This window comes from Galbibacter sp. BG1, from assembly GCF_013391805.1.
Taxonomy (GTDB): Bacteria; Bacteroidota; Bacteroidia; order Flavobacteriales; family Flavobacteriaceae; genus Galbibacter.
The window spans coordinates 1,862,602-1,885,847 of the sequence record NZ_CP058364.1; the positions used below are offsets into that span (position 1 = coordinate 1,862,602).

Genomic DNA, 23,246 nt, shown 5'->3' on the forward strand with positions numbered 1-23,246 from the left:
GTATGGCTAGTATAAAAGATTTAAAGAAGGATATCAATTTTGTTTTAGGGGATATTATCGAGGCGGTTTATCTATGGGAAATAAGTACCGATAACAAGAATTCTAAAGAAGGAGATAAAATTATTGATGAAGCGATAGCTGTTTTCGACGAGCTTATTGAGAAAGTAAACAATAAAGAGGTTGAAAATAGAAGCGCGCACCTGAAGGCGGTTAATAAAGAGTTGGAAGAAAAGGCATCTTCTTTAATAGAAAAGCTTAATAAGCTTCCGGTGTCTTAAATGACAATCCACAAAAAATAAAAATTTCTTTTTAAAAAGTTTGCTAAAATAATTTTCAAGATTATATTTGCGCACTTTTTAAGGGAATTGCCGATGTAGCTCAGCTGGCTAGAGCAGCTGATTTGTAATCAGCAGGTCGTGGGTTCGAGTCCCTCTATCGGCTCTAAAGCCTCTTCACACCGAAGAGGCTTTTTTTATGCACATATTTCAAGAAAATTATTATTTAATGAGAGGGACGAGAAGCCTGTCCCGATCGAAAAGAATTGGAGCATCGGGGAGTCCCTCTATCGGCTCTAAAGCCTCTTCATATCGAAGAGGTTTTTTTATGCACATATTTCAAGAAAATTATTATTTAATGAGAGGGACGAGAAGCCTATCCCGATCGCAAGGAAGTGGAGCATCGGGGAGTCCCTCTATCGGCTCCAAAGCCTCTTCATATCGAAGAGGCTTTTTTTATGTTCATATTTCAAGAAAGCTATTGTTTAATGAGAGGGACGAGAAGCCTGTCCCGATCGCAGAGAATTGGAGCATCGGGGAGTCCCTCTATCGGCTCCAAAGCCTCTTCATATCGAGGAGGCTTTTTTTATATTCATATTTCAAGAAAACTATTGTTTAATGAGAGGGGCGAGAAGCCTGTCCCGATCGCAGAGAATTGGAGCATCGGGAAATTGACTTCCATACTTGGTTTATTTTTCAGCTAAACTTTATAAGAAGGTAAACTCTCATTATCTTTGCCGGTAGATAAAATATCATGGATACAAACGCTATTTTTAATATTCAAACAGCAAACGATTTTCTAGAAACGGCACTTGCCGTTTTTCGTTTTCAGTATGCAAACAATAGTGTTTATAAAAAGTTTTGTGATCTTTTAGGGAAAACCCCAATGCAGGTGAATACCTTGGAGGACATTCCTTTTTTACCAATTCAATTTTTTAAATCACATCCTGTTTTAAGTTCGGCGCAGCCAGAAGAAATTTTATTTACCAGTAGCGGTACCACAGGTAATACCACAAGCAAACATTATGTAACAGATCTGGAAATCTATAGGAAGAGTTTTAGAAAAGGGTTTTCCTATTTCTACGGAAATGTTGAAGAATATACGATTTTGGCATTGCTTCCCGCTTATTTGGAGCGAGAGGGATCGTCTCTGATTTACATGGTGAATGATATGATCGATCAATCCAAAATGCCCGAAAGCGGATTTTACCTTCACAACCTCGAAGAACTTGCCCAGCAATTAAAAGCATTGGAAGCGGCCGGGAGAAAAACTCTTCTTATTGGGGTCTCTTTTGCTTTGTTGGATTTGGTAGAGCAATACGACTTTACCCTTAAGAATACAATTGTTATGGAAACTGGAGGAATGAAGGGTAGACGGAAGGAAATGATTCGTGCCGAATTGCATACCGAGCTTAAAAAGGGTTTTGGGTTGCAACATATACATTCAGAATATGGGATGACAGAGTTGTTGTCGCAGGCTTATTCCAAAGGAAGGGGTGTTTTCGATTGTCCGCCTTGGATGAAAATACTTATACGCGATCCAGAAGATGCTTTGTCGTTGCTTTCCGATGGCAAATCGGGAGGCGTTAATGTAATCGATCTCGCAAATGTAAATTCGTGCTCGTTTATCGCTACCCAAGATCTTGGGCGAATTAAAGATAAATCTTTTGAAATTATTGGCCGCTTTGATAATTCAGATATACGCGGATGTAATCTAATGGTTTTATAAAAAGTTGAAGCATCGTTTTTAGATTTGTTGAAGCTTTAAAGTATGGGTGGCTGGAATTCGTATGTTGTTGTAAAACTTCGTGTGGAATGAATTTTCCGTTCACATTGTAACTTTCAAACTTACAATAGAATAGAGGGGTGAAAAAAAAAATATAAATTGAGTTATTTTTTCAATTAAAAATATATCTTTGCAGCGCGAAAAAAGGATGTGTTAACAATCTTTTTTCAGCAAATAATAAGCTTAACATTAAACACTTAAGTAATGTCTAAAATTACAGGTAAAGTTGCACAAATTATTGGTCCAGTTGTAGACGTAAAGTTCGATTCAGAGTCTGAATTACCAAATATTTACGACTCTTTGGAAATTGATAGAAAAGACGGTTCTAAATTAGTATTAGAAGTACAATCTCACGTAGGTGAAGGTACAGTAAGAACTATATCCATGGACTCTACAGATGGATTGAGTAGAGGAACAGAAGTTTTAGCTACTGGAAATCCAATTCAAATGCCAATTGGTGACGAAGTTTACGGACGTTTGTTTAATGTTATTGGAGATGCTATTGATGGTATTGGAGATTTGCCAAAATCTGGTAAAGACGGTTTGCCAATCCACAGGGAAGCACCAAAATTTGAAGATTTAACAACTTCTACGGAAGTACTTTTTACAGGTATCAAAGTAATCGATTTGATTGAGCCTTACGCAAAGGGAGGGAAAATTGGTCTTTTCGGTGGTGCTGGTGTAGGTAAAACAGTACTTATCCAGGAGTTAATTAACAATATTGCAAAGGGCCACGGTGGTTTATCTGTTTTTGCAGGTGTTGGAGAGCGTACACGTGAAGGAAATGACCTTTTAAGAGAGATGTTGGAGTCTGGTATTATTAAATACGGAGACGAATTTATGCACTCTATGGAAGAAGGTGGATGGGATCTTTCTAAAGTAGATAAAACTGCTATGAAAGAATCTAAGGCAACTTTTGTATTCGGACAGATGAATGAGCCTCCAGGAGCACGTGCTCGTGTGGCTTTGTCTGGGCTTACTATTGCAGAATATTTCCGTGATGGAGCTGGAGAGGCACAAGGGAAAGACGTTCTTTTCTTCGTAGATAACATCTTCCGTTTTACACAGGCTGGTTCAGAGGTGTCTGCACTTCTTGGTCGTATGCCTTCTGCGGTAGGTTACCAACCAACATTGGCAACAGAAATGGGAGCGATGCAAGAGCGTATTACTTCCACTAAAAGAGGTTCTATTACTTCTGTACAGGCGGTTTACGTACCTGCGGATGATTTAACGGATCCTGCACCGGCAACAACGTTTGCCCACTTAGATGCTACAACAGTACTTTCAAGAAAAATCGCTGAGCTAGGTATTTATCCAGCAGTGGATCCATTGGATTCTACTTCTAGAATTCTTGCTCCAGACGTTTTAGGAAAAGAACATTACGGTTGTGCACAACGTGTGAAAGAGCTTTTACAGCGTTATAAAGAATTACAGGATATTATTGCTATTCTAGGTATGGAAGAGCTTTCTGAAGAAGATAAGCTTGCTGTATCCAGAGCTAGACGTGTACAGCGTTTCTTATCGCAGCCTTTCCACGTAGCAGAGCAGTTTACTGGTATCCCTGGAGTTTTGGTAGATATCAAAGATACCATCAAAGGATTTAATATGATTATGGATGGGGAATTAGATCACCTTCCTGAAGCTGCCTTTAACTTAAAAGGAACCATTGAAGAAGCTATTGAAGCTGGAGAGAAAATGTTGGCTGAGTCTTAATTGACGCTTAACGAATAAACGAAGAGATATGATTCTTGAAATAGTTACACCAGAAGCAACCCTTTTTAGTGGAGAAGTTACCTCGGTAGCAGTTCCAGGAGTTGATGGTGAATTTCAAATGTTAGACAATCACGCGCCCATTGTTTCTCTTTTGGGTAAAGGAAATGTGAAAATCTACGGGGATATTAAAATTGAGAAGGCGTATGCTACTAAATTCTCCAAAGGGGAAAATGGAGCTACTTTACTTCCAATTACCAGTGGAACTGTAGAAATGAATAATAATAAAGTAATTGTTTTGGCAGACTAAGAACAAAATAATTATTATACATACTATAAGAGCGCTACAATTAGTTTTGTAGCGCTTTTTTTATGTTTTGGCCTCGCTACCTGCTTTTATTAATCATTTTTTAATGTGTGCGATTCTTAGAATACAATAACTTTTTTTAGTTTATTGTTAAAAAAATGTATCTTAGAGTACGTAATTTGTTAATATTTAGCTTGCTATGATTGATGAAAACGAAGTGAAAATCCCAATATGGTTTTGGATCATTGCAATTTTTGCACTTATTTGGAATTTAATGGGTATAGGTTCTTTTATTGGTTTAATGAGTGCTTCTAAAGATTCGCTATTGGCATATCCAGATGTGGAGCAAGAGCTCTTTAGGGGATATCCAACGTGGGTGGAAGTGGTGTATGCTGTGGCTACCCTATCTGGGGTGTTGGCTAGCATAGCGCTCTTGCTAAGGCAACGATGGGCAAAATTATTATTTGGTCTGTCCTTGGTTGCTATTATCATTCAAATGATCTATAATTTAATTGCCATTACCTCTCTAGAGATTTTTAGTCCAGAAGCGGTTATTTTGCCAGTATTTATTGTTGCAGCAGCAATATTCTATTTCTATTTTTCCTACTGGAGCATAAAAAAGGGATGGATTCATTGAGGTTTTCAATAGAGGATATTACGGATGTTTTAATGGCTGTTTGAAATTTCATTTTTACGCCTTGGGATTTTTTTCAGGGACTTTATACTATAACCAACTAAATAAATAATTATGGAAAATTCAGTTTCAATCAAGCTGCCGTGGTGGTTTTGGCTTGTAGCTATCTTAGCTTTGCTCTGGAACTTAATGGGTATTGGCGCTTTTATTTTAGATGTTACTATTTCAGAAGAAACCTTAAGCGCTATGCCAGATGTGCAACGCGAAATGTATGAGAATAATCCCCTGTGGTCTAAATTAGTTTATGGAACGGCTGTTTTCACAGGTTTTATAGGTGCATTAGGATTGCTTATGAAGAAAAAATGGGCTAAGCCCGTTTTCATTATTTCCTTAATCGCTATCCTTGTACAAATGGGGTTTAGCCTGTTTGTGTTAAAAACGCCAGATGCCTTCGGACCCATGGCATACATCATACCGGTTATGGTAATTTTAATTGCAGCATTTTTGGTTGCTTTTGCCAATAGAGGAATAAAAAAAGGGTGGCTTAGGTAGTACAGAAAATAGTGTTTTATGGTATTTTTTAGCTAGATTTATTCTTATAAACAATACCATAATTTAATGGATGGAGCGTACCATGAAAAAAACAGTTCTTATAACTGCTTTACTTATTACATTTTTTTTTAATTCTGATGCTTTATTCGCCCAAGAAAATTTAGTTTGGGAGTTGAAGCATGAATTACGGGATGAGTTACCATCATCTATAAAAATATATGAAACATTCTCTGCTTTAAAAGACGGTTCCCCGTTACATGCAATATATGCTGAAGTGGATATCTCGAACCCCAATATAGTTTTAAGTACGGAATACGTAGGAGCTGGAAAACCTTATAAAACGCCTCTTCAATTTGCGGAAGAACAACAAGCGAAGGATTATGTAATCGTTAACGGGGGTTATTTTTCAGATACACAATCTGTCAGCTTAATTGTTAGGGACGGGAAACTGGTAACTCCAGGTGTTCCCATAGTAAGTGGAAAGTATCCTACGAGAGGGGCTTTCGGTATTTCAAAGGCAGGGAAACCTCACATTACTTGGACCTATAATTTTGAAGGGGACACTATTACTTACAGTTTTTCAAAACCTAATACGAACTTAAACAAAATGCCTGTAAGAGACTCCAAAGGAGTAAAAACTTGGAAAATGACGTATGCAATTGGGGCTGGCCCCGTGCTGGTTGAGAATGGGAAGCCACGGGTGTTTGCTGAAGAAGAACACATACACACTAGTACTTTTAAAGAAAGGGCGCCCAGAACGGCGGTAGGATATACTTTAGATGATAAAGTAATTCTTATAGTTATAGATGGCAGGCAAAAAGGATTTAGCGAAGGAGTTTCTTTGCCCGAATTGGCTTCCATTATGGTCGACTTAGGGTGTATTAAAGCCCTCAATTTAGATGGGGGAGGTTCTTCGGCCATGGTTGTTGCCGGTGCATTGATCTCTTGCCCTTCAGAAGAAGGTGGAATGCAAAGGCCTGTACCTTCTGTGTTTATGGTAAAACAAAAACAGGAGTAATGTTTTAAAAAACAGAAGTCTACTTTTTATGCTTCAGTTGTTTTTGTTATGGGAGGGTATCTTTAGAAGCCTCTCTTACGCGTTCAATATAATCGCTTAGCAGTTTTCCGTATTTGGAATCAGCTACTTCTTCCGAAAGGGAATTGTTTATGGAATCCAAATACTTTAAGTTGGTATTATAGGCTTCCGTTAAGGTTATGTAAGGTGCGGCGTACGATGTACTATTATTGAAAATAAAATTCAACGTGTACAGATAGCTTCTTTTAGAATTGTTATTAGAAACTTTTTGTAGGGAATCTGCTAATTCTATTTTTCCGTCTTTGCTAGCTTCCAGGGTTTCCTTTAAAAGTTCTAAGTTCTTTTCAGAAAATTTTGTGGCTATTTTTTTATACTCCATCCAGGTGTCATGGCTTTTAGACCCTTTAACCTGTGCCTCTGGAGCAAAATAATCCCTACTGGTATTTATGGTAATGGTACCTGCTTCCCCAAAAAAATCTAACCGATCGTTAAGAAGGTTGCCATCATTTTTATCGAGATAAAGTGTAAAAACTTCCGGACTTTCCACGTGGGTAGAAAAATTGAAATCGGGTTGACCGTTTATAACTACCGAATCTAAGGTAACAAGGCTGCTGTCGGCTATTTTTTGAAAGTATATGGTGCCTTTTCGCAGTCCTTCTACCGTTCCTTTAACGGTCATATTATCATTTTCTTTTCCACAAGAAACAACAGTGAAAGCTATTAATGCAGCTAGTAGTATTCGGTACATAATTTATTTTTTTCTGAAGCGCAAATATGCGTAATTCTTATAAAAATTGCTACACTTTTGAAGCTAATTCCATTAAATAGGCACAAAAAATAGCACCATAGGTTCCCACGGCATAGCCAAACACAGCTAGAAGAACCCCAACTGTTGCCAAGGAAGGGTGAAATTCTGCTGCTACGACAGGTGCTGAGGCAGCACCACCAACATTTGCTTGACTGCCAACAGCCAAGAAAAAATAAGGGGCTTTAATTATTTTAGCGACCACAATAAGCAATAGGGCATGAATGGTCATCCAGATCAACCCGATAGCTAGAAGTCCTGGATTTTCAAAAACCTTAAAAATATCCATTTTCATACCAATGGTGGCTACTAAAATATAGATACAAATGGATCCAAACTTACTGGCTCCTGCCCCTTCATAATTTTTAAATTTGGTGAACGACAGGATAATTCCAATAGTAGTTGCAATGGTAATCATCCAAAAGAACTGAGAGCCAAAGGAAGACAATGCACTTTTTTTATCGCTTATGGCTTCAAAGTTATTGGTTAAAAAAGCTGAAATATTATCCGCGCCAAAATGAGCAATTCCAACGGCTACAAAAGCAATGGAAAGAATCATCATGTAATCCGTAAGGGTAGGGGTACGTGTTACTTTCTCTGCAAAGGCCAACATTTTGTCTTTTAGGGTATCGATAGCACTGTTGTCTGCTTTTAACCATTTGTCAATTTTGTCGCTTTTCCCCACTCCCAATAAAACCACGGCCATCCATAAATTAGCCACTACAATATCTACCAATACCATACCCCCATATTTCTCGGGGTTATATTTAAATATTTCCAGCATGGCAGCCTGGTTGGCACCTCCGCCAATCCAACTTCCAGCTAAGGTTGCAAGACCTCTCCAAACGGCATCTGGTCCTACACCGCCAACAGTGTCTGGAGAAATGGCAGATACAATTAAAATGGCCAATGGCCCCCCAATAACGATACCGATAGTTCCAGTAAAAAACATAATCAATGCTTTCGGACCTAAATTAAAAACTGCTTTTAAGTCGATACTCAGTGTCATTAAAACTAAAGAGGCTGGGAGTAAATACCTGCTGGCTACATAATATAAATTAGAAGTTTCGTCGGAAATAACTCCGAAGGAATTAAAGATGGAAGGAAGTAAATAGCACATCAATACAGATGGAACAACCTTATAAAATTTACTCCAAAAGCCAGTTTTGAAAGCTGAAGTATAAAAAACGAATCCTAAACATAACATGATGATACCAAAAACAATGGTATCGATGGTGAAAATTGGAGTTTCTTCCATTTATTAAAAAATTTTCGGGAAAAATACAAAATAGAAATCTAACCAAGTTCATAAGGAATAAAAAAAGCCGACTTCAATAGAAATCGGCTTGGGAAAATTAAATAAATGTATAACGTAGTTGTTATTATTTATGCGGCTGGTAAATCTCCTTTTTCTTTGACTGGTAGGGAGGAAGATCCCATTAAAAATTTATCAACATGATGAGCGGCTTCCCTACCTTCTGAAATAGCCCAAACAATTAAAGACTGACCTCTACGCATATCCCCAGCAGTAAATATATGGGGAATATTGGTTTGGTAATTATTGCCCTTTATGTTGGATCTGTCGTCGGTGTGTAAACCTAGTTGCTCACTAAGTGTAGCTTCTGGTCCTGTGAAGCCTAGAGCCAATAAAGCTAAATCACACGGCCAATCTTTTTCAGACCCTTCAATTTCCTGTAATTGAGGCCTTTCTCCTGGAATTTTAACCCATTTAACCTCTACTGTTTTAATGGCTTTTAAATTTCCTTCTTCATCCTTAACAAACTCCTTGGTTAAAATGCTCCAATTACGTTCCACACCTTCTTCGTGGGAAGAAGTTGTTTTAAGGGTAAAGGGCCAAAAAGGCCACGGATTTTCATCGGATCTGGCTTCAGAAGGCATCGGCATAATTTCGAAATTAGTAACCGATTTTGCCCCATGACGGTTTGAAGTTCCAATACAGTCGGAACCGGTGTCTCCACCGCCAATTACTATAACGTGTTTATCTTTAGCGTGCAAGTCTTTAGTAGTTTCTGCGAGTCCGTCAACTACTTCATTATTGCGTTTTAAAAATTCCATGGCTTGCACAACACCTTTGGCGTCGGCACCTGGAATTGGCAACTTTCTACGTTGGGTGGCTCCACCGCAAAGTACGACTGCGTCGAAATTGTTAAGCTCCTCGGCCTCGTAATTTTTTCCTACGTGAACGTCGGTTTTAAACTCGATTCCTTCTTCTTTTAAGATGTCAACTCTACGGTCGATTACTTTTTTCTCGAGTTTAAAATCTGGAATTCCATATCTTAAAAGTCCGCCTACTTTTTTATCCCGTTCAAAAACGGTAACAGTATGGCCGGCACGGTTTAATTGTTGGGCTGCTGCCAATCCAGAAGGGCCAGATCCTACCACAGCCACAGTTTTTCCAGTGCGGTTTTTCGGAGGTTTTGGTTTAATCCATCCTTCTTTAAAACCTCTTTCTACGATATACTTTTCAATTAGTTCGATAGAAACAGGCGGCTGAATAATACCTAGAACGCAGGCAGATTCGCATGGAGCTGGACATAATCTTCCAGTAAATTCCGGGAAATTATTAGTGGCATGCAATAAATTAAGCGCTTTGTTCCAATCGTTTTTATAGACGGCATCGTTAAAATCTGGAATTAAATTCCCTAATGGGCAACCACTGTGGCAGAAAGGGATTCCACAGTCCATACAACGGCCACCTTGTTCATTTAATTCTTCTGTATTGAGTTCTTTGGTAAACTCATGGTAATTTTTAACACGCTCATCAACAGCAATCGTGTCTTCATCGCGTCTTTCGTATTCTAAAAATCCTCTTAGTTTTCCCATTTTATGCTGTTGTTAATTGTTCAACTTCTTTTTCTTGTTTTGCCAAGAATTCTAAAGCTTTTTTGAATTCTGTAGGCATCACCTTCACAAATTTGCTACGGTTGTTATCCCAATCAGTCATAATACGTTTTGCTAACGGACTATCGGTATATTTAATATGGTTGCTAATTAATTGCTGTAGTTGTATTTGGTCGTTTTCAGACGGTTCTTCCAATTCGACCATTTCCATATTAAAATTGCTGCTATCGAGCTTGTTATCCGGATTGTAGATATAGGCAATTCCTCCACTCATTCCAGCGGCAAAGTTTCTACCTATTTTCCCCAGAATTACAGCTACACCACCCGTCATATATTCACAACCGTGGTCTCCAATACCTTCTACCACAGCCTTGGCACCAGAATTTCTTACCAAGAAACGTTCTCCAGCAATTCCGTTAATATAGGCTTCCCCAGTAACGGCACCGTACATGGCAACGTTACCAATAATTACGTTTTCCTCTGGTTTAAAAGTGGCCTTTTCTGGTACTTTTACAACTAATTTTGCTCCTGAAAGTCCTTTTCCGAAGTAATCGTTTGTATTTCCGTTTACTTTTAGGGTAAGTCCTTTGGTGGCAAAAGCTCCAAAGCTCTGTCCTGCAGAACCTTCAAAATTTAAAGTCAACGTATCTTCTGGCAATCCATTCTCGCCGTGAATTTTAGAGATTTCATTACTCAAAATAGCACCGGTAGTTCGGTTGATATTGGTGATTGGGAAATCTAAACTCATTTTCTCCTTTCGGTATACAGCCGGGTGCGCTTGTCTCAAGATCTCGAAATCTAAAACTTCTTCTAGATGATGGTCTTGCTTTTCGGTATTATGAAGTTTTACAGATTCTGGTACTCTCGGTTTGTAAAGAATATTGGAAAGATCAATTCCTTGAGCTTTGTAGTGCTCGATAGCCTTGTTCATGTTTAATTTCTGACTCTGTCCAACCATTTGTTCGATGGTACGGAACCCTAAATCGGCCATGATCTGTCTTAATTCCTGAGCTATGAAATACATAAAATTAATTACGTGCTCTGGTGTTCCCTTGAAATTTTTACGCAGTTCTGGATCTTGGGTTGCAATACCAACTGGACAGGTGTTCAAATGGCAGGCGCGCATCATAATACATCCAGACGCTACTAAAGGTGCAGTGGCAAAACCAAATTCTTCGGCACCTAATAAACACGCAATAGCTACATCACGGCCTGTTTTTAACTGTCCGTCACATTCCATTACAATTCTTCCTCTTAGGTCGTTAAGCACTAAAGTTTGTTGCGCTTCTGCGATACCCAGTTCCCATGGAAGTCCGGCATGTCGAAGCGAAGTAAGTGGGGATGCTCCCGTTCCTCCGTCGAATCCAGAGATAAGTACTACGTCTGCTTTAGCTTTGGCAACACCGGCGGCGATGGTTCCTACACCTACTTCAGAAACCAATTTTACGTTAACTCTTGCTTCCCGATTAGCATTTTTAAGATCGAAAATGAGCTGTGCTAAATCTTCGATCGAATAGATATCGTGGTGCGGGGGTGGTGAAATCAACCCTACATAAGGGGTGGAATTTCTCGTTTTGGCGATGTCTGGGTTAACTTTAGGCCCCGGAAGCTGTCCGCCCTCTCCGGGCTTAGCTCCCTGCGCCATTTTTATTTGAATTTCTTTAGCGTTGGAAAGGTAGTTTATCGATACTCCAAAACGCCCGGAAGCTACTTGTTTAATAGCACTATTTCTCCAGTTTCCATTCAAATCTTTATGGAAACGATCTGGGTCTTCCCCACCTTCACCAGAATTACTTTTACCTTGAATTCTATTCATGGCAATGGCCAGATTCTCGTGCGCTTCCTTACTAATGGATCCAAAAGACATTGCGCCTGTTTTAAAACGCTTTACAATTTCTGTCCACGGTTCCACTTCATCAATTGAAATAGGGTTGAGCTCTTGAAATTTAAACATTCCGCGTAAAGTCATCAAGCGTTCGCTTTGCTCGTTGATCATGTGGGAATATTCCTTGTAACTATCAAATTTATTGGTGCGAACGGCTTGTTGTAATTTGGCTACCGTAGTAGGATTAAACATATGCCGTTCACCATTTCTTCTCCAGCGATAGTCCCCTCCAATTTCCAAATCTAAATCCGCTAGGGATTCACTATCTGTATACGCTTTGGAAAAGCGTTTCTGAATTTCTTTTTCAATTTCGTAAATTCCAATCCCTTCAATTCTACTTGTGGTATTACTGAAGTATTTGTCTACAAACTTTTTATTAAGTCCTAAGGCTTCAAAGATCTGTGCTCCTCGATACGAATGTAAGGTGGAGATACCGATCTTGTTCATAATTTTTACAATTCCCTTTCCAATGGCCTTGTTGAAGTTTAAAACTGCATCTTCAAAAGATGATTTTATTTCGTTATCGGCAACCAGCTTTGCAATAATCTCATTTACCATGTATGGGTTAATAGCACTTGCTCCATAACCAAATAATAAGGCAAAATGATGTGGCTCACGAGGCTCGGCAGACTCCACAATTATCCCTACGGAAGATCGCTTTTCTTTTTTCTTTAGGCCGTGGTGCACATGGGAACATGCCAGTGCAGAAGGGATAGGTGCCATAGTAGGCGAAACATTCCTATCTGAAAGGATAATTATGTTGTGGCCCTCGTCTATTGCGTTGGAAATTTCATCCACCATTTCTTCCAGTCGAGCTTCAAGGCCATTCAATCCTTTATTTATATCATAAAGGATTGAAATTGAAACGGCCTTAAAATCCGGGTGGTTAATATATTTAATCTTGTCCAGGTCTTCGTTGGAAATTACTGGATTTTGAATTTTAAGTTTTTTACATTGCTCCGGAACGATATCGAAGATATTTTTATCGCCGCCAATGGAAAGGCTAATATCGGTTACGATTTCTTCACGAATACCATCTAAAGGCGGGTTGGTTACCTGAGCAAATAGCTGTTTGAAATAATTAAAAAGAAGTTGTGGCTTGTCCGATAATACGGCCAAAGGAGTATCTGTTCCCATAGAACCAATAGCTTCTTTTCCTTGTGTTGCCATTGGGGTAATAAGGGTTTTTATGTCCTCATTGGTGTAGCCGAATAGTTTTTGACGTGTTATAAAGTCCTCTTTTTCAACTGGGGTTTTATTCCCTGTATACGCTATTTTGGCTAGTGGCAATAGGTTTTGGTCCAGCCATTTGCGGTACGGACGTTTGGAAACGATACTTTCCTTTACTTCTTCATCACCAATAATTCGTCCTTCATTCATATCCACCAAAAACATACGTCCTGGTTCCAATCTACCGTGCAATTCTACATTTTCTGGTTTTACGTCTATCACCCCTGTTTCCGAAGACATAATTACATATCCATCTTTGGTAACGGTGTAACGGGAAGGTCTTAAACCGTTTCGGTCTAATAAAGCCCCGATATAATTCCCATCAGTAAAAGGAATGGAAGCCGGCCCGTCCCATGGTTCCATTATACAAGAATTGTATTCGTAAAAAGCTTTTTTGCTGTCGGTCATCGATTGGTGTTTCTCCCAAGCTTCAGGAACCATCATCATCATGGCCTCAGGAAGCGAACGCCCTGTTTGCAGAAGCAATTCCAATACCATGTCCATCGAAGCCGAATCAGATTTACCTTCTAAAACAATTGGTGGGATTTCTTTGATGCTTTCCCCGAAAATTTCAGTTTTAAAAAGTTCCTCACGGGCCTTCATTCTACTTAGGTTACCTCTTAAGGTGTTAATCTCACCATTGTGGCACATTAATCTAAAAGGCTGTGCCAAATCCCAAGTTGGGAATGTGTTGGTAGAGAAACGCTGGTGAACCAAAGCTAATTTGGTTACCACCTCTGGCTGCATTAAGTCCTTATAATAAGTACTTATGTCTTGAGGCATTAAAAGACCTTTGTAGATGATAGTATTGGTAGATAAACTAGAAAAGTAGAAATATTCTGCTTCCGACAGGTTTGAATTTAAAATGGCGTGCTCTGCAATTTTACGACCTGCGAAAAGCTTAGCATTAAATTCCTCATCACTTAAATCTTGATTATTTTTCCCAATAAATACTTGTTTGGTTAAAGGTTCTGTTTGAGCAGCAATTTCCCCAATACAACTATGATCTACTGGAACATCACGCCAGCCAATAATATTTAGGCCTTGCGCTTTTATTTTTTCTTCAAATATATTGATACATATTTGAGACTGGTTTTTAGATTTTGGTAGGAATAACATACCAACTGCATATTCTTTCGGCTCAGGAATTTCGAACTTACAGGCTTCCTTAAAGAAAGCGTGTGGGATTTCAATAAGAATTCCGGCACCATCACCTGTTTTACCGTCGGCACTAACCGCGCCACGGTGCTCTAAGCGAATTAAAATATCAAGTGCTTTGTGAATTATATCGTTGGTTCGTACTCCGTTTAGGTTACAGATGAAACCTGCACCGCAATTGTCATGTTCAAACTCCGGGGAGTATAGTCCTTGTTTTTGTGGCTTCATAATTACGTGGTTTCCACAAATCTACTAAGAAAGCTATCTATTATTCAAGGTTTTGAATCAAAAAATGAAATAAATCGAACGTTCGGAAATAAACACTGAGAAAAATTCAATATCGAAATTTTAGCATAGGTCAAATTATCAAATCGTTAATTCTAGGCTAAAAAATTATTAATCCCTATTATTTAAGGGGTGGTTTTGGTATTATATTGGATTTCTGATGAGGATTTTTAGTTTGGGCGGGGGTGTTTATATATTTAAGATAAAAAAATAAAAGTCACCCCTGCAAAACAAAGGGGTGACTTTAAAAAAGAGTGTTTTTTTATTTTTAATTAAATATTTTAAGGGGGTTAATCCTTCAAAATACTTCTTGAAATTACAATTTTTTGAATTTCTGAGGTTCCCTCATAGATCTGGGTAATTTTTGCATCCCTCATCAATCTTTCTACGTGGTATTCCTTAACATAACCATTTCCCCCGTGAATTTGAACAGCCTCAATAGTGGTGTCCATAGCTACTTGAGAGGCATGAAGTTTTGCCATTGCTCCCGATAAATCGTAGTCATTACCATTGTCTTTGTCCCAAGCCGCTTTTAGAACCAAATGTCTTGCAGTTTCAATTTGCGTATGCATATCGGCCAATTTAAAGGCGATGGCTTGGTGATTGCAAATCTCTGTTCCAAATGCTTTTCTCACTTTGGAGTATTCTTTGGCCATTTCATAAGCACCTGCAGCAATCCCCAAGGCCTGGGCAGCAATCCCAATTCTTCCTCCGGCAAGGGTTTTCATCGCAAATTTAAATCCGAAACCGTCTTCGCCTATTCTGTTTTCTTTTGGCACTTTAACATCATTGAAAATTAGGGAATGCGTATCGCTTCCTCTAATTCCTAATTTTTGTTCTTTCGGCCCTATTTCAAAACCAGGCATTCCTTTTTCTAGAATTAAGGCATTGATACCTTTATGTTTTTTATCTGGATGCGTTTGGGCGATCACTAAGTAAACATCTGCGGAGTTCCCGTTAGTAATCCAGTTTTTGGTACCGTTTACTATGTAATGGTCTCCTTTGTCTATTGCAGTGGTTTTTTGAGAAGTAGCATCACTTCCCGCTTCTGGTTCCGAAAGGCAAAATGCGCCAATAATTTCTCCGGATGCCAAAGGCTTAAGGTATTTTTGTTTTTGTTCTTCCGTTCCGTAGTTTTCAAGACCCCAGCAAACCAAAGAGTTGTTAACACTTACTATAACAGAGGCAGATGCATCTATTTTAGAAAGTTCTTCCATAACCATTACATAAGAAATGGTGTCCATGCCGCTACCGCCGTATTCTGGCGATGTCATCATGCCCATAAATCCAAGCTCTCCCATTTTTTTTACTTGCTCAGCTGGAAATTCCTGCTTCTCATCCCTTTCGATAACTCCAGGCAGTAATTCTGTTTTGGCAAAGTCCCTCGCGGCTTCTTTTATTAATAACTGTTCTTCAGAAAGTTTAAAATCCATTCTAATTTGTTATATTTTTTAAAAATCGTTCAAATATAATTTTAAAATGTAACATTTTCAATCATTCTTATTTATTTTTACTGTTATGAAGATAGAAAACTACAACGTTATAGGAGTAATGTCTGGAACATCCCTCGATGGAATAGACTTGGTGTATGTGAATTTTTCTAAAGATGGTAAGTGGAGTTTTTTGGTAAAAAATTCAGAAACAGTCGGTTATATCGAGAAATGGCGAGGAATTCTCAAAAAAGCTACTCATTTAAATGAAGTAGAATTGGCTCAGTTGGATAAAGAGTATACTGTTTTTTTAGCTGAAGTAATTAAAGGGTTCAAATTGAAAAACAACCTTCAGGAAATAGATTTTGTAGCTTCCCATGGGCATACAGTCTTTCATAAGCCAGATCAGGGAGAAACCTATCAAATAGGAAACTTGCCCATTTTGGCAGATCTACTGGGAGAAAAAGTAATTTGCGATTTTAGGGTAGAAGATGTGGCTCTTGGCGGTCAAGGGGCGCCGCTTGTGCCTATTGGCGACCAATTGCTTTTTGGTGAATACGATTATTGCTTAAACTTGGGCGGGTTTGCAAATATTTCTTTTGATGATTCCGGCGTTCGTAAAGCTTTTGATATTTGCGCCGTAAACACCGTATTGAATCATTATGTTGCCAAACTTGACCTGGATTTTGATGATGGAGGAAAGATGGCTTCCAAAGGCGCTGTGCACGACGGATTGTTGAAAGAGCTGAACGCTTTGGAGTTTTATAAAAAGCCCTTTCCTAAATCGCTGGGTATTGAGTGGGTGGAAAGTAAGGTTTTTCCCTTGATCGATTCGTATAATAAACTACAGGTGGTCGATATCCTAAGAACTTATGTAGAGCATGTGGCCCAGCAAATTGGTGCGGTTGTAGAACTTCCTTCTAATATATTGATTACTGGGGGAGGGGCATACAATACCTTCTTGATAAAAAGATTAAAAGCACTTACAGATGCCATTCTTATCATCCCGAATAAAAATGTGGTAGAATTTAAGGAAGCAGTAATATTCGCACTTTTAGGTGTTTTAAGGGAACGGAATGAAGTGAACTGCCTAAAAAGCATCACAGGGGCTTCTAAAGATCATAGTAGCGGGAAAATTTATTTACCAAAATCCTAAAAAATTGCAAAACCTAAGGTTGGCATTCTTAGTTTTATATATTTGTGCATATTTTAAATAATTTTACAAAATATCCTAAAGTTAATTTAGCTTTAGTTAAGATTTACTGCGGTTAAAGGATATTTTGTGATATATACTGATACATGAAAGAATTATTAAAACAATACGAAAATAAATCTCCTGAGATTATTTTTAATTGGAAAGATCCTGAAACTGAAGCAGAAGGATGGACGGTAATTAATTCTTTGCGCGGAGGAGCTGCAGGAGGAGGAACACGAATGCGAGTTGGTTTGGATGCAAATGAAGTATTGTCGCTGGCAAAAACTATGGAAGTTAAATTTACGGTATCTGGACCAGCTATTGGTGGTGCGAAATCGGGGATTAACTTCGATCCCAAAGACCCGAGAAAAGAAGGGGTTTTGGAGCGTTGGTACAAAGCCGTTTCCCCACTGCTTAAAAGTTATTATGGAACCGGTGGCGATTTAAATGTAGATGAAATCCATGAAGTGATTCCAATTACCGAAAATTGTGGGGTGTGGCATCCTCAAGAAGGTGTTTTTAACGGGCATTTTAAACCTTCGGAAGCAGATAAGATTAATAGAATCGGTCAGTTACGCCAAGGTGTAATAAAAGTTTTGGAAAATACCGATTTCTCCCCAGATGTTAAAAGAAAGTATACCGTAGCAGATATGATTACCGGTTATGGTGTGGCAGAATCTGTAAAACATTATTACGATATTTACGGAGGAACCGTAAAAGGGAAAAAAGCAATTATACAAGGTTTTGGTAACGTGGGTGCAGCCGCTGCTTATTATCTTTCCCAAATGGGTGCCTTGATTGTTGGAATTACCGATATTAATGGAGGTGTTATTAATGAAGAAGGGTTCTCTTTTGCTGAAATAAAATCATTTTTCTTGGCGAAAAAAGGGAATACATTAGATGTTCCTAATATGCTTTCTTTTGATGAGATGAATAAACGTATTTGGAGTTTGTCGGCAGATATTTTCTTGCCATGTGCAGCATCTCGACTTATTAAAAAAGATCAAATCACTCAGCTTATCGATGCTGGATTGGAAGTGGTTTCCTGTGGTGCCAATGTTCCTTTTGCAGATAAAGAAATTTTCTTCGGCCCGATTATGGAATATACCGACCAAAGAATAAGCCTTATTCCCGACTTTATATCCAACTGCGGCATGGCGCGGGTTTTTGCTTATTTCATGGAGCGAAGAACAGAAATGACCGACGAGGCCATTTTTGAAGATACTTCCCGCACTATTAAAAAAGCATTACAAAAAGCATATAAGCATAGCGATGAAAAAATAAATATTAGCAGCACTGCTTTCGAAATCGCTTTAAAACAATTAATTTAGACGCAAAATTTATACTAACACGATCCTATGGAGACAATTATTATTCTTGTATTCGTTCTTGGTTACCTAGCCATAACATTAGAACACAATTTAAAAATAGATAAACTGATCCCAGCTTTGGGAATGATGGCCATTTTATGGGCCATAATAGCATTAACGCACATGGATGTGTTTGAGGTTAATACAGAATTAAAAGAACTGGAGTCATCAAGCCTTGAATATATTTTATTGCATCACCTTGGAAAAACCGCTGAGATATTGATTTTCCTTATGGGAGCAATGACAATTGTTGAAATAATCGACTATTTCGATGGTTTTGCAACTATTAAAGGATATATCAATACCAAAAGTAAACGAAGATTACTGTGGATTTTCAGTGTTCTGGCTTTTGTACTTTCCGCTATCATCGATAATTTAACCGCCACTATCGTTTTGATTACAATTCTTCAAAAAGTGATCCACGATAGAAACTTACGTTTGTGGTTTGCCGGTCTTATTATTATTGCGGCCAATGCAGGTGGAGCTTGGTCTCCTATTGGGGATGTTACTACAACCATGCTTTGGATTGGTAAAAAGGTTTCAACGCTTCAACTTGTAGAACACGTATTGGTTCCTTCCATTTTCTGTATGGTAGTTCCAACCTTTATTGCTTCTCGATTAAGTGTTTTTAAAGGAGAAATTGAAGGAGGATTTGGAGACGTTGAGCCAAAATCTAAGTACGGAAGTATTATGCTTTATTTAGGTTTAGGAATGATCGTATTTGTACCTTTCTTTAAAACACTTACCCATTTGCCCCCGTATGTAGGAATGATGCTTTCTTTGGCTGTAGTAGCCACTTTTGCTGAAATCTATAGTAATAAAAAGTTTGCAATATCTGGGGTTAATCAAAGTGATGGGGATTATGAAGGACACCATAGTCCTGTGCACCATTCGCTTTCTAAAATTGAAATGCCTAGCATCTTGTTCTTCTTAGGTATTTTAATGGCAGTAGCAGCATTAGAATCACTAGGAATGTTGTTCCATTTTGCTGAATCTATGGATGAAAATATGCCGTTCTTAGGAACAGAATCTATGGGTGAAAAAGTATCGGATTTAGTTGTACTTATTTTAGGTGCTGGTTCTGCTGTAATTGATAACGTGCCTTTAGTAGCAGCTAGTATTGGGATGTTCTCTGTTGGGATGGACGATCCTGTTTGGCACTTCATCGCCTATTCAGCGGGAACTGGAGGTAGTATGTTAATTATTGGTTCTGCCGCCGGTGTTGTTGCCATGGGAATGGAAAAAATTGACTTTTTCTGGTATTTGAAGAAAATCGGTTGGTTGGCTTTGATTGGTTTCCTTTCTGGAGCAGGGGTTTTCATGTTAATTAGAAATTTTATACTTAATTAATAATTTTTAATTCAATACATCGTTATTAACCATAACCTAATACGCTAAACAATAATATATGATATTATTTCAAGAAGCAACCCAAGAGGTGGCTGAGGAGGCTCTTTCCGAAGAAAAAACACTTTCGGTCATAGATCTAATTGTTAATGGTGGTGCAGGAAGCATCATAATTATAGGAATTCTTTTTGTACTGCTTTTTGTGGCCTTGTACATTTATTTTGAACGTACATTTGCTATTAAGGCAGCTTCAAAAATCGATAAAAATTTTATGCTTCAAATTAGGGACCATGTCTCAAACGGAAAATTGGAAGCCGCAAAAATACTTTGTGCCCAAACCGATTCTCCTGTAGCACGATTAACAGAAAAGGGAATCTCCAGAATAGGGAAACCTTTGGAAGATATCAATAAAGCTATAGAAAATGCCGGGACACTGGAGGTTTATAAGCTAGAGAAGAATGTAAGTATCTTGGCAACAGTTGCCGGAGCTGCTCCTATGATTGGTTTCTTGGGGACGGTAATCGGGATGATTATTGCATTTCACCAAATGGCTACCAGTGGAGGGCAAGCAGAAATGGGACAATTGGCAAGTGGTATTTATACCGCAATGACTACTACAGTTGCAGGTTTGGTTGTTGGTATTATAGCCTATATTGGTTATAATCATTTAGTGGTGCGTACCGATAAGGTGGTACACAATATGGAAGCGAATGCCGTGGAGTTCTTAGATCTTCTGGATGAACCAATGTAGTCGCTTGTCGACCGCAATGCAAAACTTTATAAAACAGAAAACCTTATTTTAGGTTTTCTGTTTCTCTCTAAAAACACTAAATTTTATAGTAAATGAAATTAAAAGGAAGAAACAAAGTGTCGCCGGAATTCAGTATGAGTTCCATGACAGATATTGTTTTTCTGCTCTTGGTGTTCTTTATGCTTACCTCAAATACGCCCAATGCACTCGATTTACTTTTACCTAAAGCAAAAGGAAAATCTACCAATACTCAAAATGTATCTGTAAGTATCAATAAAGATCTGGACGTGTATGTCGATAACGTAAAGGTTAAACCGGAGTTCGTAGAGACAGAATTAAAAAGAAGACTAAAAGATGTAGAAAAGCCAACCATAATATTAAGGGCAGAGAAAAGCGTTCCTATAGATAACGCTGTTAATATAATGGATATAGCCAACCAGAATAACTATAAAGTAATTTTAGCTGTTAGACCGAAATAGTATGTCGCTACTAGATACAAGACATAAAAAAAAGTCGTTTACAGTAACAACCGTTCTGTTGTCGATACTGCTATTCCTCATGTTTTATATCGGACTCTCATATTTGGATCCGCCTTTGGAAAGTGGGATCTCTGTGAATTTCGGTACCACTAACTACGGAAGCGGAAATGTTCAACCCAAAGAGAAAATAAAAAGTACTCCCGTTAAGCAGCCCGAAGTTAAGGAAACCCCGGTGGAGGAAATTCCAAAACCAACGACGCCAACCGAAACTGCTCAAACCAAATCAGAAGATGTGGTTACGCAGGATAACGAAGAATCGGTGGTAATCAAGAAAAAGAAGGAAGCCGAAGCTAAAAAGAAAGCAGAAGAGGAAGCAAAACGAAAAGCCCAGGCAGAAGCCGAGCGTAAAGAAAGAGAGCGAAAAGCCGAAGAAGAGCGGGTTCGAAAAGAGCAAGAGGCGAAGAAGAAAAACCTTGATAATTTAATTGGCGGACTCAATAGCTCCGAGGGTACTGCAACGGGAGGAGAAGGAAACGACAACCGCGCAGGCGATAAAGGTCAGCCCGATGGCGATCCCTATGCAACTAGTTACTACGGTGGCAGTGGAAGTGGTTCTGGTGGTGTGGGTTACGGACTTAATGGCCGTAATCTGGTTGCAGGAAACAAATTCGTTCAAGATTGTAATGAATCTGGTACGGTAGTGGTGCAAATTGAGGTAGATCGCTCTGGTAAGGTTATAAATGCGACTCCAGGTGTAAAGGGTACCACTAATGCTGCCAAGTGTTTATTGGATGCAGCCAGTAAAACGGCAAGATCTTACAAATGGAATTCAGATCCCAATGCCCCATCAAGGCAAATAGGTTTTATCGTGGTTAATTTTAAACTCGGTGAGTAATTCAAGAGCATACGAACAAACCCTAGAATGGATGTTTGGAAGGTTGCCCATGTATCAAAAACAAGGGCAATCTGCTTTTAAACCCAAGTTGACTAATACTATTCTATTGGCAGAACATCTTCAAAACCCCGAAAATAATTTTAAATCCATTCATGTAGCCGGAACCAATGGCAAAGGTTCTACCAGCCATATGATGGCTTCTGTGCTTCAAGAAGCAGGTTATAAAGTGGGCTTGTACACTTCTCCACATTTAAAGGATTTTCGGGAGCGTATTAAAATTGATGGTAAAGAAATATCAGAAGAATTTGTGGTGAATTTCATTGCAGAAAATAAGCCGTTTTTTGAAACTCATGAACTTTCCTTTTTTGAAATGACCGTTGGGATGGCATTTCAGTATTTTTCTGAAGAAAAAGTAGATATCGCTATTGTTGAAGTAGGTCTTGGCGGGCGTTTCGATTCTACGAATATAATTACCCCAGAAATTTCTGTAATAACCAATATTGGTTTCGATCACACCGATTTTTTAGGGGATACATTGGGGAAAATAGCATGGGAAAAGGGCGGGATTATAAAACCTAACGTACCCGTAGTGATAAGTGAATATCATGAAGAAACATTCCCCGTTTTTCAAAAAATCGCAATAGAAAAACAGGCAAGCATGAGCCTAGCTTCCAAATTGGAACTAAATTACAAAAGCGATTTGCTAGGTGATTACCAAGTAAATAATATAAAAGCTGTTGTGGCCACGCTAAAGGAGTTAAAAGGTTTTAAGGTTTCAGAAGAAAATATAATTAACGGACTTCAAAATACGGTAAAAAATACGGGTTTGATGGGGCGTTGGCAACAGCTAGGCGAACATCCCACCATAATTTGCGACACTGCACATAATAAGGAAGGCCTTTCTATTGTTATGAAGCAGCTTTCCAAACAGGATTTTATTAGGTTACATATGGTCTTAGGGTTCGTAAAGGACAAAAAGCTAGAAGATATTGTTCCCATTTTACCAAAAAATGCATTGTATTACTTTTGTAGTCCAAATATTTCTCGCGGCTTAAATGCGGAAATACTAAAGGAAAAAGCTAAAGAAAACGGTTTGATCGGAGCGGTATTCAGTTCAGTTTCAGAAGCTTTAGAAGCGGCTCGAAATGCAGCCAATGAAGACGATTTTATTTACGTTGGAGGCAGTACCTTTGTGGTTGCGGAGGTGGTTTAAATTTTTTATTTTTTTCTTTGCTGAAATGAAAAACTGTTCTA

General features: G+C 38.5%; 19 protein-coding genes and 1 tRNA gene. 15 read left to right on the plus strand and 5 right to left on the minus strand.

What is annotated here, in order from left to right; genetic code table 11:
* The first annotated feature begins 2 nt into the window (after positions 1-2).
* From HX109_RS08230 to HX109_RS08265, 8 genes are all read left to right on the plus strand, one after another.
* Positions 3-278, plus strand: a complete 276-nt coding sequence (locus tag HX109_RS08230) for a hypothetical protein (RefSeq protein ID WP_178951001.1) — start codon at positions 3-5, stop codon at positions 276-278.
* An 89-nt stretch (positions 279-367) separates the two neighbouring features.
* A tRNA-Thr gene (locus HX109_RS08235) sits at positions 368-441 on the plus strand.
* A gap of 588 nt (positions 442-1,029) precedes the next feature.
* The gene (locus HX109_RS08240) at positions 1,030-2,004 is read left to right on the plus strand and encodes an acyl transferase (protein WP_178951003.1); all 975 of its coding nucleotides are present in this window, start codon (positions 1,030-1,032) and stop codon (positions 2,002-2,004) included.
* 261 nt (positions 2,005-2,265) lie between these two features.
* Positions 2,266-3,774 carry a F0F1 ATP synthase subunit beta gene (atpD, locus tag HX109_RS08245; RefSeq protein ID WP_178951004.1) on the plus strand — a complete coding sequence of 503 codons (1,509 nt, stop codon included), beginning with the start codon at positions 2,266-2,268 and terminating at the stop codon, positions 3,772-3,774.
* Positions 3,775-3,802: 28 nt separating this feature from the next.
* Complete coding sequence (locus tag HX109_RS08250) at positions 3,803-4,081, plus strand: F0F1 ATP synthase subunit epsilon (RefSeq protein WP_178951006.1); 279 nt, start codon at positions 3,803-3,805, stop codon at positions 4,079-4,081.
* A gap of 196 nt (positions 4,082-4,277) precedes the next feature.
* On the plus strand, positions 4,278-4,715 hold the full coding sequence (locus HX109_RS08255) for a hypothetical protein (RefSeq protein ID WP_178951008.1): 438 nt from the start codon (positions 4,278-4,280) through the stop codon (positions 4,713-4,715).
* A 111-nt stretch (positions 4,716-4,826) separates the two neighbouring features.
* A complete protein-coding gene (locus HX109_RS08260) occupies positions 4,827-5,264 on the plus strand; it encodes a hypothetical protein (protein ID WP_178951010.1) in 438 nt (145 codons plus the stop codon).
* A gap of 82 nt (positions 5,265-5,346) precedes the next feature.
* Positions 5,347-6,282, plus strand: coding sequence for a phosphodiester glycosidase family protein (locus tag HX109_RS08265; RefSeq protein ID WP_178951012.1), 936 nt, complete (start codon positions 5,347-5,349; stop codon positions 6,280-6,282).
* 46 nt (positions 6,283-6,328) lie between these two features.
* On the opposite strand, the gene HX109_RS08270 is transcribed toward HX109_RS08265, so the two are convergent.
* From HX109_RS08270 to HX109_RS08290, 5 genes are all read right to left on the minus strand, one after another.
* Positions 6,329-7,048, minus strand: a complete 720-nt coding sequence (locus tag HX109_RS08270; RefSeq protein WP_178951014.1) for a DUF4369 domain-containing protein — start codon at positions 7,046-7,048, stop codon at positions 6,329-6,331.
* Positions 7,049-7,097: 49 nt separating this feature from the next.
* A complete protein-coding gene (locus tag HX109_RS08275) occupies positions 7,098-8,363 on the minus strand; it encodes a DUF819 domain-containing protein (RefSeq protein ID WP_178951015.1) in 1,266 nt (421 codons plus the stop codon).
* Between the two features lie 128 nt (positions 8,364-8,491).
* Positions 8,492-9,949, minus strand: a complete 1,458-nt coding sequence (locus HX109_RS08280; RefSeq protein WP_178951017.1) for a glutamate synthase subunit beta — start codon at positions 9,947-9,949, stop codon at positions 8,492-8,494.
* A 1-nt stretch (position 9,950) separates the two neighbouring features.
* On the minus strand, positions 9,951-14,468 hold the full coding sequence (gltB, locus tag HX109_RS08285; RefSeq protein WP_178951019.1) for a glutamate synthase large subunit: 4,518 nt from the start codon (positions 14,466-14,468) through the stop codon (positions 9,951-9,953).
* 347 nt (positions 14,469-14,815) lie between these two features.
* A complete protein-coding gene (locus HX109_RS08290) occupies positions 14,816-15,958 on the minus strand; it encodes an acyl-CoA dehydrogenase (RefSeq protein ID WP_178951020.1) in 1,143 nt (380 codons plus the stop codon).
* An 85-nt stretch (positions 15,959-16,043) separates the two neighbouring features.
* Between HX109_RS08290 and HX109_RS08295 the strand changes: the two genes are divergently transcribed.
* The 7 genes from HX109_RS08295 to HX109_RS08325 all read left to right on the plus strand — a co-directional run bounded on the left by HX109_RS08295 (position 16,044) and on the right by HX109_RS08325 (position 23,205).
* Positions 16,044-17,111, plus strand: a complete 1,068-nt coding sequence (locus tag HX109_RS08295) for an anhydro-N-acetylmuramic acid kinase (protein ID WP_178951021.1) — start codon at positions 16,044-16,046, stop codon at positions 17,109-17,111.
* 143 nt (positions 17,112-17,254) lie between these two features.
* Positions 17,255-18,481, plus strand: coding sequence for a Glu/Leu/Phe/Val dehydrogenase dimerization domain-containing protein (locus tag HX109_RS08300; protein ID WP_178951023.1), 1,227 nt, complete (start codon positions 17,255-17,257; stop codon positions 18,479-18,481).
* Positions 18,482-18,508: 27 nt separating this feature from the next.
* The gene (nhaD, locus tag HX109_RS08305) at positions 18,509-19,870 is read left to right on the plus strand and encodes a sodium:proton antiporter NhaD (protein WP_178951025.1); all 1,362 of its coding nucleotides are present in this window, start codon (positions 18,509-18,511) and stop codon (positions 19,868-19,870) included.
* 58 nt (positions 19,871-19,928) lie between these two features.
* Positions 19,929-20,618, plus strand: coding sequence for a MotA/TolQ/ExbB proton channel family protein (locus HX109_RS08310; protein ID WP_178951027.1), 690 nt, complete (start codon positions 19,929-19,931; stop codon positions 20,616-20,618).
* A gap of 92 nt (positions 20,619-20,710) precedes the next feature.
* Positions 20,711-21,097 (plus strand): ExbD/TolR family protein, encoded by a 387-nt coding sequence (locus HX109_RS08315; protein ID WP_178951029.1) that lies wholly within the window; start codon positions 20,711-20,713, stop codon positions 21,095-21,097.
* Position 21,098: 1 nt separating this feature from the next.
* Complete coding sequence (locus HX109_RS08320) at positions 21,099-21,992, plus strand: energy transducer TonB (protein ID WP_178951031.1); 894 nt, start codon at positions 21,099-21,101, stop codon at positions 21,990-21,992.
* A gap of 31 nt (positions 21,993-22,023) precedes the next feature.
* Positions 22,024-23,205 (plus strand): bifunctional folylpolyglutamate synthase/dihydrofolate synthase, encoded by a 1,182-nt coding sequence (locus tag HX109_RS08325; protein WP_178954120.1) that lies wholly within the window; start codon positions 22,024-22,026, stop codon positions 23,203-23,205.
* The last annotated feature ends 41 nt before the right edge of the window (positions 23,206-23,246 follow it).